10 protein-coding genes are annotated in these 14640 nt (G+C 66.9%); 4 read left to right on the top strand and 6 right to left on the bottom strand.

Annotation, left to right across the window (positions count from 1 at the left end; translation table 11 throughout):
* Positions 1-2 precede the first annotated feature (2 nt).
* The 3 genes from Pla123a_RS02445 to Pla123a_RS24430 all read right to left on the bottom strand — a co-directional run bounded on the left by Pla123a_RS02445 (position 3) and on the right by Pla123a_RS24430 (position 4203).
* Complete coding sequence (locus Pla123a_RS02445; protein ID WP_146583932.1) at positions 3-620, bottom strand: response regulator transcription factor; 618 nt, start codon at positions 618-620, stop codon at positions 3-5.
* A gap of 285 nt (positions 621-905) precedes the next feature.
* On the bottom strand, positions 906-2156 hold the full coding sequence (locus tag Pla123a_RS02440) for a PQQ-binding-like beta-propeller repeat protein (RefSeq protein WP_146583931.1): 1251 nt from the start codon (positions 2154-2156) through the stop codon (positions 906-908).
* 148 nt (positions 2157-2304) lie between these two features.
* Positions 2305-4203, bottom strand: a complete 1899-nt coding sequence (locus Pla123a_RS24430) for a DNA methyltransferase (protein ID WP_197527601.1) — start codon at positions 4201-4203, stop codon at positions 2305-2307.
* Positions 4204-4394: 191 nt separating this feature from the next.
* Here Pla123a_RS24430 and Pla123a_RS02425 point away from each other — a divergent pair, with 191 nt between their 5' ends.
* Positions 4395-5234 carry a sugar phosphate isomerase/epimerase family protein gene (locus Pla123a_RS02425; RefSeq protein WP_146583930.1) on the top strand — a complete coding sequence of 280 codons (840 nt, stop codon included), beginning with the start codon at positions 4395-4397 and terminating at the stop codon, positions 5232-5234.
* Positions 5235-5258: 24 nt separating this feature from the next.
* Here the strand turns inward: Pla123a_RS02425 and Pla123a_RS02420 are convergent, their stop codons facing one another.
* The 3 genes from Pla123a_RS02420 to infA form a co-directional block, all read right to left on the bottom strand.
* The gene (locus tag Pla123a_RS02420) at positions 5259-5786 is read right to left on the bottom strand and encodes a glycine cleavage system protein R (RefSeq protein ID WP_146583929.1); all 528 of its coding nucleotides are present in this window, start codon (positions 5784-5786) and stop codon (positions 5259-5261) included.
* A gap of 125 nt (positions 5787-5911) precedes the next feature.
* Positions 5912-7660 carry a hypothetical protein gene (locus Pla123a_RS02415; RefSeq protein WP_146583928.1) on the bottom strand — a complete coding sequence of 583 codons (1749 nt, stop codon included), beginning with the start codon at positions 7658-7660 and terminating at the stop codon, positions 5912-5914.
* A 317-nt stretch (positions 7661-7977) separates the two neighbouring features.
* The gene (gene infA / locus Pla123a_RS02410; protein ID WP_146568605.1) at positions 7978-8202 is read right to left on the bottom strand and encodes a translation initiation factor IF-1; all 225 of its coding nucleotides are present in this window, start codon (positions 8200-8202) and stop codon (positions 7978-7980) included.
* 546 nt (positions 8203-8748) lie between these two features.
* On the opposite strand from infA, the gene Pla123a_RS02405 reads away from it, so the two are divergent.
* From Pla123a_RS02405 to Pla123a_RS02395, 3 genes are all read left to right on the top strand, one after another.
* Positions 8749-10884: an HlyD family secretion protein gene (locus Pla123a_RS02405; RefSeq protein ID WP_146583927.1), complete on the top strand. Its 2136-nt coding sequence runs from the start codon at positions 8749-8751 to the stop codon at positions 10882-10884.
* A gap of 107 nt (positions 10885-10991) precedes the next feature.
* Positions 10992-12002 (top strand): HlyD family secretion protein, encoded by a 1011-nt coding sequence (locus Pla123a_RS02400; protein ID WP_146583926.1) that lies wholly within the window; start codon positions 10992-10994, stop codon positions 12000-12002.
* Between the two features lie 188 nt (positions 12003-12190).
* The gene (locus Pla123a_RS02395; protein WP_146583925.1) at positions 12191-14464 is read left to right on the top strand and encodes an efflux RND transporter periplasmic adaptor subunit; all 2274 of its coding nucleotides are present in this window, start codon (positions 12191-12193) and stop codon (positions 14462-14464) included.
* The last annotated feature ends 176 nt before the right edge of the window (positions 14465-14640 follow it).

The following is a 14640-nucleotide window of genomic DNA, read 5'->3' as shown; positions in this document are numbered from 1 at the left end:
CCTCAATCCTTGAACAGGTCGAACCGCTCGGCGAGCGCGGCGAGCTCGGCAGGCGACTCGGCGCCCATCTTCTCGAAGACCGAGTGCCGCCGGCGGTCGAGCGTGCGGGCGCTCATCTCAAGCCGTCCGGCCAACACCTTGTTCGAGAAGCCACGCACGACTCCTTTCATCACCGCCAGCTCCTCGTCATTGAGCTGGGCCAGCCGGTTCATGACGTCGTGGGCCTGGTCGCGGCGGTAACGGCGGTGCTCGCCATCGGAAATCGCCTTCGCCACCGCGGCGAGCAGGTCGATCGAGCTGCACGGCTTTTCGACCAGCGTCACGACGCCGCGTTCCATCAGTTTCACGGCGGTCGCGACGTCGGCAAACCCGGTCAGCACGATCACCGGCAGCGTTGGGTCGAGTTCGTGGATCCGCTTGAGGAGCTCGGCGCCGCCGATGCCCGGCATGTTGAGGTCGGTAACGACACAGTCATCGTTTGGAGAGGAGTCTTCTAGGTACTCCGCCGCCGACTGGAAGCAGCGCACCTGATACCCGCCACCCAGAAGCACCTCGCGGGTCACCTTCAAGACGGCGGCGTCATCGTCGACCAAGCAAACAGTGAGAGCAGCGTGGGTCACAAACGACCTCCAGCGAATCGACTACAAAAGCCATCCAGGAAGTGGGGATTGACGCCCCACTTAGCAGCCGGCAACGGGCCCCGCTCCACTGATATACGGCAGGCAGATAAGACTGACAACGGCGTATACTGCAATTCAAAACGACGGGGACTGCAGGGCGCCCTCGAGGCGCGACACTCGTGAGAGGGAGCCCCTCTACCAACAATGATACCGCGCGTTTTAGGCGCCAATTTGTCGAGATGTGCGGAAGTCGAATAGCAGGCTTGGTTTATCGTTAGTCACCTACTAATTCGCCTGAAAGCGAATGAGCTTGGTGCGGGTTCTAAACAGGAGTCCCCCGTCGATCGGGGTTGGGGTCGCGACCGAGTCGTCGCCCAGGAAAGTTTCTGACAAAAATCGGTATCCCTCATCGACCGACGCCGACACCACGGCGCCGTCTTCCCTGACGCAGTACAGCACGCCACCGGCCAGCAGCGGCGAGCTGAAGTAGCGGCGGCGGCTGCGGGGCAGCCGTTCTTCCCACCTGGTTTGGCCGCTGGCCGCGTCCACACAGCACAAGACTCCCGAGTCTTTCAGAATAAAGATCTTGCCCGCTTCAATTAACGGCGACGGCACGTCGGATCCGACGCCGTCTACCCGCCACAACCACCGCTCTTGCTCGGTCGCGTCGTGCGGACCGACTACCCGCACCGCCCCCAGGAAATCGCCGCGCCCGTGAGGGACGTATGCAACCCCGTCGGCGATGGTTGCTGAGGCGATCACCCGCCACTGGCCCTTGTCCTCCGGGTTGAAGCCGCCGCACTCCCACAGCAACGCGCCCGAGGCCGCGTCGTGCCCCGTAAGGTGGTCGGCGCCCCAGGTGACAATGACCTCGGCGCCGCCATCTTGAATGACCGTCGGCGTGGTGTACGCCTGATCGGACTCGCTCGGGCGGGGGTACGTTCGGTCCACCCTCCACAACTCCTGGCCGGTTTCTAGATCGAGTGTCACGAGGTAGCCGATTTCATTCTGCATAACGGCGATCACAGCCCCCGCCGAGGTGATCACCGGCGAGGTGCCCAGGTCCCACCACAATGAGTCGTCGCCGTACGCTTCCTGCAGGTTTTTCCGCCACAGCTCGCGCCCGTCGGTCGTCAGGCAGATGACATCGCCGCTCTTGAAGTACGCCACGACGTGCTCGCCGTCGCAGACCGCCGACGGGTTGCTCGGCGTGGCGTTGCGGTGCTTTGCCTGGGCGGCGCCCGGCAGCGCGACCTGCCACCGCTGCTTGCCGTCGAGCGTGTAGCTGCAGACTAGCTCCTGGTCGTCCTGCGACGCGGTCAGGTAGATGGCGTCGCCCCAGACCACCGGCGTCGAGCTGCCGACGCCCGGCAGCTCGACCTCCCAGGCCTTGGTTTGGTCGTTGAGCTCGGTGGGGTACTTGCCCGCCGGGGCGACCGCGTTGGCGTTGGGTCCGCGCCAGGTCGGCCAGGATTCGGCGCCTGCAATCGCGGGCAGGAGGGCGACAACAACACCGAACACAAGCCTAGTTTGCATCAATCATCCTCGGCAACAAGAGAAGCGGACCAAGAGAGAGGGTACGCTGCCGACGAGCTGCAAGCAACAAGCGATCGCCCACCTAGGCAGACAAACAATTTCATCCGCCAATTCTCACTTTTCGTGAGGATTCTTCGGCACTCCGCCGCTACTCGAGTGTTACCTCGATGGCCGGGATATTCAGCCGCGGGTTGTGCCGCCCAATCAGGTGCGTCCACAGCAGCTCCCGGTAATCGTCGCTTGGCAGATCCTCCGAGAGAATAACGCCGACCTGGGTCACAGCCCGGCCGGGCGAGGTCGCCGCGGCGTGCGCCGCGAGCCGGCGACCAAGGTCGAGGGTCTCGCCCAAGTAGAGGGCCTCCTTGGCCTTGTTCCGCAGCAGGTACAGGCCGGGCTGCTCGTCTAGGTGGTCGGCCCGGAACCGGCCCCACGGCTGGAAGCGGGGGAATTCCTTTTTCTCGAGCACAAAGTGGTACTGCTTGGCCTCAACCGCTAGGGCGTGGCGGGCCTTGCGGAGCCGCAGCGCGGCCCAGCGGAGCTCGGCGGCGTCGTAGCCTTTGACGTATTTGGCGGCGGTGCGGTCGAACAGGTACGCCTTGCCCGGCGAGCAGAGCAACGCGTCGAGTGACCAGCCGGGGAACTTCCGCTCCATCTCGGCCCAGGCGATCTCGCCGGCGAAGGCGAACTCGTCGCGCTGCTCGGGGCCGAACTCGACCTTCTTCTGCCAGCCGTGCTTTTCTTCGTCGCGGCGGGTCAGCTTGCCCGCCTTGCGGAGCTTCAGCAACTCGCGGTTCCAGTCGCCGGCGCGGCCGATCATGCCGGACTCGCGGCAGCGGGCGTGGAAGGCGTTCTGCAGCTCGGGAGAGCAGAGCAGCCAGTCGACCGAGTAGCCGTCGTGGGTGTCGTGGAACGCGTCGACGATGACCTGCTGCTGCAGCTCGCGGAGCGACTTCTGCTTGCGCGGCGCGGCGACCGGCTGCTGGGCGCTGCCCGCGGCCGAGATCACAGCGTCCGCCGCCGCGTCCGCGGCCGCCGTGGCGAGGTCGCCCGCGACCGGCGCCGCTGACTCTTCGATCTCCTCGGCCCCGGCGGCCTCCTTGAGCTCGGGCTCAAAGTCGTCCTTCTCGAAGGTCGGCAGCAGCGGATGGTCCTTGAGTCTCCGCCCGGCGGCGGTGGTCGGGGCGCTGCTGACCGGGTCGGAGGGGCCGCTCAGCTCGTCCCCCTCGGCGATGTTGTCGATCCGCTCGGTGGCGTAGCGGACGTACTCCTCGGAAAGCTCGAAGCCGAGCCACCGCCGTCCCAGCTTCTTGGCGACCGCCAGCGTGGTGCCGCTGCCGCTGAACGGGTCGAGCACCAGGTCGCCCGGGTCGCTGCTGATCCGCACGATGCGGCCCAGCAGCTGCTCGGGCATCTGACAGCCGTGGAATCCCTGCCGCTCTTTGAACGTGCCGGCGACCCGGCTGAAGTACCAGGTGTCGTCCATCGGCTGGAACGCCTCGGGCTCCTCACGCAGGTCCTGCGGGCGGAGGATCCAGGTGTCGTCCGGCAGCCGGCCGGTCGGGTTGGCGCGTTTGTCGCCGTACACCAGGGCGCGGGCCGAGGGGACGCGGACCTTGGGGTCTTCGGCGTTGAAGGTGTGCGTGGCGTCCCCTTCCTTGGTGAAGTGGAAGATGTGCACGTGCGAGCGGTTGAACTTCCGCTTGCAGTTCTGGCCGAACGTGTAGTACCAGACCACCCAGTTGCGGGGCTCGAAGCCGATGTTGCGGTGGGCCTCGACCCGCAGGTCGGCGGCGAACTCGTCGCCGATGGCCAGCCAGAACGCGCCGCCCGGCTTCAGCACCCGGTGCAGCTCGCTCATCCAGTCGCGGCACCAGGCGATGTAGTCGTCGTCGGCGTGGTCGTCGTGGTACTGGTCGTACTCGAAGCCGATGTTGAACGGCGGGTCCGCGAACACCATGTCGACCGAGTTGTTGGGTTGCTCGCGCAACCGCTCCAGGCAATCGCCGTGCACGATGGTGTCGACGGCGGTCGGGGAGGTCAGACTCATGGGATGTATCCGCGGGATCCGGGCTGCGGTAGAATGCCGAAAATCCCCAGCCTAACTGCCGCGCGGCGGAGGGGCAATTAGCGCTCATCTGTGCGCTCGGCTCCGCCGGGCATCCGAATCGCCGCGACGCCCTCCTCCAGCGACTCCGCCGACGAAATTCCCGACGAAATTCCCGACCGGGCCACGACCGCATGAAATACGCCCTCTGCAACGAAACCTTCGGCGACCAGCCGTTCGAGCAGGCCTTCGCCACGACCCGCGAACTTGGCTACACCGGCATCGAGATCGCCCCATTTACGCTGATGCCGGGCGCCACGGTGTCGGACGTGCGGAACGTCCCCCCCGGGCGCCGAGCGGAGGTCAAGCGGATCGCCGCCGACGCCGGGCTCGAGGTGGTCGGCCTGCACTGGCTCTTGGCCAAGACCGAGGGCTTCTACCTGACCAGCCCGGACCCGGCCGTGCAGCAGGCGACCACCGACTACCTGAAAGAACTCGCCGAGCTGTGCGGCCAGCTTGGCGGCAAGGTGCTGGTGCTCGGCTCGCCCCAGCAGCGCAACCTGCTGCCGGGCGTCGGCTACGAGCAGGCCGAAGAGATCGCCGCTAGCGTTCTCCGCGAGGCGATGCCCGTCTTCGGCGAGCACGAGGTGACCCTCGCCCTCGAGCCGCTCGGCCCCGCCGAAGGCGACTTCATGCTCACCGCCGAGTCGGGGGTGACGCTCGCGCAGCTGGTCGACTCGCCGTGGTGCCGCCTGCACCTGGACGTCAAGGCGATGGCGAGCGAGGGCAAGCCGATCGCCGACATCATCCGCGACAACGCCGCGTGGACCGCCCACTTCCACGCCAACGACCCCAACCTGCTGGGCCCGGGGATGGGCGAGGTCGAGTTCGAACCAATCTTCGCCGCCCTCCAGGACACCGACTACGACGGCTGGGTCTCGGTCGAGGTGTTCAAGTACGAGCCGAGCCCCGAGGCGATCGCCCGCCAAAGCATCGAGTACATGCAGCGGATCGAGGCCGGCCTGGCCGGCTGACCGGCAGAGCGAAGTCAGCGAGCACTACTCCTCGCTCGCCAGCGACACGTCGACCATCAGGTCGCCGGCCACGCCCTCGAGCGAATCGCGGAGCTGCTGCTGCGACAGCCCCGGCGGCATCCGCAGCCGGGCCTTGGCCTGGAACAGCATCTGGCCCGTGTTGGGCGCCGAGGTCCGCTGCGTTGAGAGCTCCTCGACATTCACGCCCGAGGCGGCCAGCACGCGGCTGATCTGCCGTACGATGCCGGGGCGGTCCTGCCCGACCAGGTCGAGCAGGACAACGGGCGTCGCGTACTCGGCGGCCGGTGAGACGTCGGTCAGCACGACCGACTCGAGGCCGGCGTCGGTCAGCGACTTGAGGGCGGCGGTCAGCGACTCGGCGCGGTCGGCCGCGATCTCCACGCGGAGGATGCCGGCGAACTGCCCGGCCAGGTGGGCCATGCGGCTCTCGAGCCAGTTGCCCTCGTGATCGGCGACGGTCTGGGCGATCGACTCGACCAGGCCGGGGCGGTCGGCGCCGATGATGGTCAGGACCAGCGAGGCAGCGCTCATCTTGTCGTTCCGTTGTGCGGGAGAAGCGTTGGGGTAAGAAAAGAGCGGCGCCGGTAGCCCGGCGCCGCTTTGGATTCGTTGCCGGGGTCGCCCAGCCGTGGCAACAGGGCCAACTGGATTTGGGCCTACTGCATTTGGGCCCGCTGCATCTCGGCGCCGGTCTTGCCGATCGCCTTGAGCACGCCCTCGTCGACCTTCACCCGGTACCGCATGCCGTTGGGCTCGCCGTCCACAGTGACGTTGATCTGGCTGCTGTCGGCGTCCTTGAGGAGCTGGGCCAGCATCTGGGGGGCGGCGGCGTCCTCACCGGAGGCCTCGGCCACGGCGGCGGCGAACTCCATCACCTGGGCCAGCGACATCGACATCTGGACCGGCTTGACGTCCTTGGTCCCGCTGGCCGAATTGGTGATCGCCTGCTTGAGGGCGGCGACCCCGTCGGGGCCGAGCCAGAAGTAGGCCGCGTCCGGGCCGATGCCGACCGCGACGTTGACCTGCCCGCCCAGCACGTCCTGGGCCTGGGGGTCGTCGACCGGCACGCTCAGCGTGTGCAGGGTGACGCCCTCGTGGGTCTCGGCGGCCCAGTTGATGCCGGGGAAGTTGGGGTCGCCCTCGGCGAGCGCGGCGACCTTCTTCAGCGCGGCGTCAATCTTCTCGGGCTCCGGCGTACGGAGGCCGGCGATGGCCGACGCGCCGCCCATCTTCAGCTGGATGTTGCCGACCATGTCGACCTCGCCCGACTTGACCATCGCCTCGGCGCAGGCCAGCACGTCCTCCAGGGCGGAGTTGAGCGTCTCACGCACTTCGTCGTTCGGCAGGTCGGCCTCCTCGAGCATCTGGGTCAGCGCGGTGCGGGCGGTGGCCATCTGCCGCTCGTACTCCTCGACAACCCGCGGCAGCACGTCCGCGGGGATCGAGTAGGCGGTCGCGAACGACAGCGACGCGTCCTCCGCCAGGAAGCCGGCCAGCTTGGTGCCCGACGCCTGGTAGATGGCGAGCTGGTCGGCCAGCTTGGTGCCGGCGACCGCGGTGCCGCGGAAGTCGATCATCAGGCCGCCGCCGTCCGGGTTGATCGAGATGCCGATCACCGCCTGGTCGAGGTCGTTGATCAGCTGCTCGATGTTCTCGATGTTGGCCTCGGCCAGCTTGCTGCGGGCCTCGAACTGGGCGTCGGTCTCGTCGGGGCGGCGGTCCAGCCCTTCCTGCATGCCCTGCCGCAGCTGCCCGACGGCAATCTGCTTGAACATCGGCGGGACGTTCTGCGCCATCAGCTTGACGCCGATGTCGTACTGGTTGACGAGCTCGCCGAGCATGTCGGCCGGGCTCTCCGGCAGGTAGGCGAGCTGGTCGGCCCGCTGCGCCGCGTAGGCCCACTCGCCGCTGCTCTTGATGTAGTAGGTCTGGCCCTGGGCCGAGACGCTCTTCACGCCGTCGCCCATGTCGTCGGTGGTGATGCCGGCGTTGACGCCCAGCGCCAGCAGGCCTTCGAGGTCGTTGATCGGCAGGCAGACCAGCGGCGAGAAGTCCTGACCGGAGCTCTGCACCAGCAGTCCCCACGGGCGGTCCTTGTCGAGCCCGACCAGGCCCTGACCCTGGGTGAACATGGCGATCATGCCCTCGACCATCTGCGAGGCCTGGGGCATCTCGACCAGGCCGCCGAGGTAGCCGACGTCGTCCAGCAGCTTCTGGTAGCTCGAGACCGACACCGCGGCGACGGTCGCCGGGGCTCCGGCCGCCGGCTCATCGATGGTGAGGGTGTCTTCTTGCACGGCGCCCGGCTGAGCCAGGACCTGCGGGGCGACCAGGCAGGCCGCGGCCATTAGGACGGGCATCAGGAGCACCGACATCACGGCGCGACGTTGACAGGGGTGAAGCACGGCAGAGCTCCTTGATTCAAATAATGTTGGGATGGCCATCGGTGGCCAGTTGGTTCCATGAAGGGGTCGCGTCGCCCAGGGCTGTGGCGCCGGCCCCGCGGTGAATTTTCTACGGCGCGGCTGTCGGTTTGTACGCGGCGACTCTCAAAACATAGCCCGGTACGGCCGCCGGCGGAGGCGCCTTGGGGCGAACCGGGACGAGATTCTCGCCGCCCAAGCGTAGACCTACGGCGAGCTCGTCGAAACTTCTGGAGATCTCGAGAACTTTATTCGCCTGCTGGGTCAATTCGGTTCGCCAGCTGTTAGAATACCGCGGTTTACCGCTCGCGGTAGGTGATCCGACCTTTGGTGAGGTCGTAAGGAGAGAGCTCGACTCGGACACGGTCCCCGGGCACGATGCGGATAAAGTGCTTCCGCATCCGGCCGGCAACGTGAGCCTGCACCATGTGCCCCCCGTCGATTTCGACGCGGAACCGTGTGTTGGCCAACGCTTGAGTAACTGTGCCTTCGACTTCGAGGGCCTCTTCTTTCTCTTTCGCCATAAAAAACTAGGGATCTTTGCAGGCCGCCGGGTTTGCCCGTGCTAAGGCGGCTCAAGGGTGGTTGTCCGACGCTTCGCTTTTGTCAGTCGCCTGCCCCTGTGTTCGGATCGACCCGAACGACAGGCGAATCGAGTCGGCGGGCGACTCGGACGGCAGACGGTGAAACGCTCACGGTTTCAGCAAAAGGAGCCCGTAAGTATATCCTTCACTTAGCTTTAAGGTCCAGGTTGGGGCGCATTTAGAGAAACAGATTGGCCCGAGCGTCGTACCAGACAGCAGATCGCCCCGCTGTGACGCATCAACGGGTCGCCCCAACGGGTCACCGCGATGGGTCGCCCGCCCCGACCGACCGCAGGCCGCCGCAGCAACCCCGACTAGGCAGCTCAGAGCGACTGCAACGGCTGTGCGGTCTGGGCAGACACAAACCCCGGCTGAGTCGGCCCCGGCAGCGCCCCGCAAGGCGCGCAAACCGAGCCTTGCGATACACTTATACGAATACGCCAGTCCCACCGCAGGCCCCGCCTGCCCCGACGTCAAGCAGCAGGCATGTCCGAATTCTCCTCAGCCCCCCGCCCCGCCCCATCGCAGGGCTCGTCCCAGGGCCCTTCGCAAGGTTCGACGCAGAGCCCGTCGGACGACGCTGTCCAGCGCGCCAAGCGGGAGATCCAGGGCATCCTGCAGCAGATCACCGAGCTCTCGAAGTCGGGCTCCTCGCCGCAGCAGTTCTACGACAATTTCCTCAACAAGGTCGTCGCGGCGCTGGCCGCTAGCGGCGGCGCGGTGTGGACGCTGTCGGATTCGGGCGTGCTGCAGCTCGCCTATCAGATCAACCTCCGCGACACCGGCCTGGTCGACAACCCGATTGGCCAGGAGCAGCACGGCCGGCTGCTGACCCAGGTGCTGCAGGAGCCCGAGGGGAAGCTGGTGGCTCCGCACTCCGGCGCCGCCGGCGGCGGCGACTCGGACGAGCACGGCCCCGCCAACCCGACCGACTTCCTGCTGGTCATGGCGCCCGTGCACAACGACCAGGGCGTGCAGGGCATTGTCGAGGTGTTCCAGCGGCCCGGCGCCGGCGAGGCGACCAAGCGCGGCTACCTCCGCTTCCTGCTGCAGACCTGCGACCTCGCGGGCGACTACCTCCGCGGCCGCCGCCTGGCCCACCTGTCCGAGAAGCAGACCCTGTGGGAGCAGCTCGAGTCGTTCACCCGCACCGCCCACCAGACGCTCGACGTCAGCGAGGCCGCCTTTACCATCGCCAACGAGGGCCGGCGGCTGATCGGCTGCGACCGCGTCACCGTGGCGGTCAAGCACGGCAGCCGCGTCACACTCGAGGCGATCAGCGGCCAGGACGTGTTCGACAAGCGATCGAACATCGCCACGCTGCTCACCAAGGTCGCCAAGGCGGTCTGCAAGACGGGCGAGGACGTCTGGTTCAGCGGCGACGGCGCCGGCCTGGCGCCGCAGGTCGAGAAGGCAATCGACGCCTACGTCGACGAGTCGAACACCAAGAACATGGCGATCCTCCCCTTGGTCGAGACCGAGGACGAGGACCTGCCGCCCGACGAGAAGGCGAAACGCAAAGGCCCGCCCAAGGTGCTCGGCGCGTTGATCGTCGAGCAGCTGGTCGACAGCACCATCCCGGACGGCTACCGCCAACGGGTCGACGTGGTGCGTGGGCACAGCGTCACGGCGATCGGCAACGCGCTGGAGCACAGCACGCTGTTCTTGATGCCGCTGTGGAAGACCCTCGGCAAGGCGACCGGCCTGTTCCGCGGCCGCACGCTCCCCAAGACCGTGGCGGTCATCGCCCTGATTGCCGGCGGCATCGCGGCCGGCACGCTGACGCCGGTCGACTTCAAGCTCGACGGCGAGGGCCGCTTGCAGCCGGTGGAGCAGAAGCCGGTCTTCGCCCGCATCAACGGCGAGGTCGACGAGCTGCTGGTCGACAACAACGACCAGGTCCAGGCGGGGCAGCCGCTGATGAAGCTCCGCAGCCTGGAGCTCGACTCCGAGGTGGCCGACGTGCTCGGCAAGCTCGACCAGGCCAACGCGCGGCGGGAATCGCTCTACCGCCCCTCGGACGCCCGCCGCGAGGACGACGAGGACCGCGCCCAGCGGGACGCCGAACAGGTGCAGGTTAATCGCGAGATCAAGTCGCTCGGAGAGCAATTGAAGATCCTCCGCGAGAAGCAGCAGCTGCTGACAATCAAGAGCCCGATGGCGGGTCAGGTCGTGAAGTGGAAGCTGAGCGATCAGTTCCCGCCCGGCCGGCCGGTGCAGCAGGGCGCGGCGGTGATGGAGATCGCCAACCCCGACGGGGACTGGGAGGTCGAGATCCTGATGCCCGAGAAGAAGATGGGCCACGTCACCCGCACCTGGAAGGAGACCCAGGCCGCCGGCGAGCCGATGAAGGTGGTGTTCATCCCGGCCTCGAAGCCCGAGGACGAGCTGGAGGGCCGCGTGGTCGAAGTCGACGAGACCTCCGAGAGCCGCGGCGACGAGGGCAACGTGGTGCGGCTGCGGGTCGCGTTCGACCAAGAGAAATTCCGCGAGCTGATGCCCGACCCCAAGATCGACGCCGTCGTCAAAGCCAATGTGTATTGCGGCGAGCGGTCGTTCTTCTACTACTGGCTGCACGACCTCTACGACACCATCCAGTCCGAGATCCTGTTCCGGTTCTAACCTCACACCAGTGGGTGGCTCGGCCCGGCGTAACAGCCGGGCCCCCCGCCCGTATAAATCAATAACCAGCCGCACCCGCGGCCCACCTACGCATCGCGAGGCACGCTATGCCCCTTTCCCCCCACCGCAACCTGCTCGCCCTAACGCTGGCCGGCCCGCTGCTGCTCGGTTCATGGCTGGCCGCGAGCGGCGCCTCGGCGCAGGGCTACCGCCTGCCGGCCGACCAGCCGCCGGCGCGGCAGCTCAACGCCGACAGCCACCAGATCGGCAACTGCACGGTCGATCTGGTCGACACGATCGAGCTGCCGGCGCCCGAGGCCGGCGTGCTGATCTTCCAGGGCATGAAAGAAGGCGCCCGCGTCAAGTCCGAGGATGTCATCGCCAAGATCGACACCCGCATGCAGGAGATGGAGAAGAAGGTCGCGACCTACAAGTACCACGCCGCGGTGAAACGCGCCAACGACGACATCGAGATCAAGTACTCCCGCAAGGCCCAAGAGGTCGCCCAGGCCGAACTCGAAGAGGTCGAGGGTGTGCGGGCGAATTTTGAGAAGGCGATCTCCGACCCGCAGTATCGCAAGGCGAAGCTCGAGGCCGAACGGGCCATGCTGGCCATCGAAAAGGCCACCAACGACCTGAAACTGGCCCTGCTCGAGGCGTACGTCGCCAAGGGCGAAGTCGAGGCCGCGGACTTGCAGATCGAACGCCGCACGGTCCGCTCGCCGTTCGACGGCGAGGTCACCAAGGTCTACCGCCACCAGCAGGAGTGGGTGAACCCCGGCGACCCGATCCTGCAGCTCGTGCGGATGGACACGCTGCGGGTCGAGGGCCTCGTGCCGCTCGGTAAGCTCTCGCCGGCCGAGGTAAAGGGCTGCGAGGTGACCATCACCGCCAAGGCGACCAACGGTGTCGAGAAGGCGACCGGCCGGATCGTGTCGTACAACCCGGTGCTCCGCAGAGGCGACGAGAGCCAACGCTTCATCGTCCGCGCCGAGATCTCCAACCGCACCCGCAACGGCGAGTGGGTCCTGCTGCCCGGCATGGATGCGACGATGACCATCCACTTGGGCACCGGCGGCGTCGCGACCGGCTCAAACTCAAACAACAACCAGAAGTAAGCCACCAGGGCGCCGGGGGCGCTCCCGCAGGGAAGCCCCCGCGATGCACTGGCCGAGTTTCCACGACAGTCGGGGGCTTCCGCTATCGCGGAGCGCCCCCGGCGCCCTGAACTGTTCACTACCCCCTTGCAGGGCGTGCCCCCAGCAAGCTCTCCCTTCGCCTTTCCCCTTTCCGGCTTCCCCTTTCCATGGCCACTCTCGCCGAAAGCCTGGTCAGCAGCTCGTCGCGATCGATCGCGATCCGCGTGCGGCCCGACCTGCAGGCGAAGCGGCAGAAGTACCAGGGGAACGTCTACTGGGTGGTGAAGGACCCGATCGCGCTGCAGTACTTCCGCTTCGAGGAAGAGGAGTTCGCGATCCTGCAGATGCTCGACGGCGAGTCGAGCCTGGAGGAGATCGCCGACCGCTTCGAGGCCGAGTTCCCGCCGCAGACCATCCGGCCGGAGGAGCTGCAGCAGTTCATCGGCATGCTGCACCGCAGCGGGCTGGTGCTGGCCAACGCCGGCGGCCAGGGCGAGCAGCTCAAGAAACGCCGCGACGAGCGCCGCAAGAAGGAGATGGTCGGCCGGATGTCGAACATCCTGTCGATCCGCTTCAAGGGGATCGACCCCGAGGGGATCCTCAACCTGCTGTACAGCTTCCCGCCGGTGCGGTGGTTCTTCAGCGTGCCGGCGATGGTGCTCTGCCTGCTGCTGGTGGCGGCGGCATCGACGCTGGTGCTGGTGCAGTTCGACGTGTTCTACGCGCGGCTGCCCGACTTCCAGAGCTTCTTCGCGGTCAAGAACTGGCTGCTTCTGGCGGTGGTGCTCGGCTGCACCAAGGTGCTGCACGAGTTCGGCCACGGGCTGTCGTGCAAGCACTTCGGCGGGGAGTGCCACGAAATGGGCGTGATGTTCCTGGTGCTGACGCCGTGCCTGTACTGCAACGTGTCGGACAGCTGGATGCTGCCGAGCCGGTGGCACCGCGCAGCGATCGGCGCGGCGGGCATGTACGTCGAGGTGGTGCTGGCGTCGTTCTGCACGTTCGTGTGGTGGTTCACCGACCCGGCGAGCACGATCAACCAGATCTGCCTGAACATCATGTTCGTCAGCTCGGTCAGCACGATCATGTTCAACGCCAACCCGCTGCTGCGGTACGACGGGTACTACATCCTCAGCGACCTGCTGGAAATCCCGAACATGCGGCAGAAGGCACAGTCGATCCTGACCCGCAAGCTGGGCCACCTGTGCCTCGGCATCGAGCCGCCGGAGGACCCGTTCCTGCCGAAGCGGAACCAGGGCTGGTTCGCCGCCTACACCGTGGCGTCGACCATCTACCGCTGGGTGGTGGTTTTCTCGATTATCTACTTCCTGAACAAGGTGTTCGAGCCCTACGGCCTGAAGCCGCTGGGGCAGCTGATCGCGACGATGGCAATCTACGGCATGCTCGTGATGCCGCTGGTTAAGCTCTACAAGTACTTCAAGGTTCCCGGGAGGATGGCAAAGGTGAAGAAGCTCCGCATGCTGGCCAGTTTCGCCGTCGTGGCGGCGGTGATCGCGGGCGTGATGCTCATCCCGTTCCCCTCGGCGGTGTACGCCCCGGTCGAGCTGAAGGCCTACGCCCCGGCCGACGTCTACACCGAGTCGGAGGGCCTCTTGAGCTCGATCCACGTGAGGCCGGGCCAGCGGGTCCGGGCGGGCGACAAGATCGCCGAGCTCAGCAACATCGACATCCGGCTGAAGATCGAGCGGCTCCGCGGCGAGGTCCAGAAGTACGAGGCCAAGATCCGCGACCTCGACGTCATGAGCCTCGCGCGCACCGAGGCCGCCGAGCAGCGGAGCCAGGTGCTCGAGATGCTGGCCGCCGCCCGCGAACAGCTCGCTCAGACGCAGAAGGACGCCGCGCGGCTGGTCATCACCGCCCCGGCCGACGGCGTTGTGCTGCCGCCGCCGTACAAGGGACCCCAGCCGAACGACGAGTACCAGCTCTCGGACTGGCACGGCACGCCGCTGGACGAGGACAACCTCGGCGCCACGCTGCCGATCTCGACCCACCTGTGCCAGATCTACGACCCCGAGCGGCTCGAGGCGCTCTTGGTGATCGACGAGTCCGAAGAGACCGACCTCCTCGCCGACCGCCGCGTCGAGCTGCTGTTCAAGCAGTCGACCGACTTCACCTTCGTCAGCCGCGTCCGCGAGGTCAGCACCAAGACCATGAAGACCACCCCGCCGCGGCTCTCCAGCCTGGCGGGCGGCGACGTCGCGACCGAGATGGACCCCTCCGGCACGCCCCGGCCGATGACGCCGCAGGTCTCGGCCGACGCGCTGCTGATCAAGCAACCCAACATGCCCGACGACGCCCGCGAGGCGTTCGAGCTGTTGCGCGTCGGCCTGACCGGCAAGGCCAAGATCCACGCCGAGCCCCGGACGCTAGCCCAACGCCTGTGGCGGTACTTGTCCCGCACGGTGAAGTTCGACCTGTAAACGACCTCGCCCCTCCCCTCTAGCGTGCTGCGGAAGCCGGAGGTTCCACGGCTGACGCGGCGTCAAACCCACGGCTGCCGCCGTAGGCTGTTCTCTCACGCTTGAATCCCGCGTGGTGGGCTTCGCACGGTCCCGGTAGAATCGAGGGCGCCGCTCCCCACGACTCACCCCGGAAC

The sequence above is a fragment of the Posidoniimonas polymericola genome (genome assembly GCF_007859935.1).
In the GTDB taxonomy this organism is placed as follows: Bacteria; Planctomycetota; Planctomycetia; order Pirellulales; family Lacipirellulaceae; genus Posidoniimonas; species Posidoniimonas polymericola.
This window is presented reverse-complemented; position numbering and strand designations above follow the sequence as displayed.

Excerpts from the sequence above, each read along its gene's own strand:
- Pla123a_RS02440 (WP_146583931.1), bottom strand. The coding sequence starts at position 2,156 with ATGCAAACTAGGCTTGTGTTCGGTGTTGTTGTCGCCCTCCTGCCCGCG.
- Pla123a_RS24430 (WP_197527601.1), bottom strand. The coding sequence starts at position 4,203 with ATGAGTCTGACCTCCCCGACCGCCGTCGACACCATCGTGCACGGCGAT.
- Pla123a_RS02425 (WP_146583930.1), top strand. The coding sequence starts at position 4,395 with ATGAAATACGCCCTCTGCAACGAAACCTTCGGCGACCAGCCGTTCGAG.
- Pla123a_RS02420 (WP_146583929.1), bottom strand. The coding sequence starts at position 5,786 with ATGAGCGCTGCCTCGCTGGTCCTGACCATCATCGGCGCCGACCGCCCC.
- infA (WP_146568605.1), bottom strand. The coding sequence starts at position 8,202 with ATGGCGAAAGAGAAAGAAGAGGCCCTCGAAGTCGAAGGCACAGTTACT.
- Pla123a_RS02405 (WP_146583927.1), top strand. The coding sequence starts at position 8,749 with ATGTCCGAATTCTCCTCAGCCCCCCGCCCCGCCCCATCGCAGGGCTCG.
- Pla123a_RS02400 (WP_146583926.1), top strand. The coding sequence starts at position 10,992 with ATGCCCCTTTCCCCCCACCGCAACCTGCTCGCCCTAACGCTGGCCGGC.
- Pla123a_RS02395 (WP_146583925.1), top strand. The coding sequence starts at position 12,191 with ATGGCCACTCTCGCCGAAAGCCTGGTCAGCAGCTCGTCGCGATCGATC.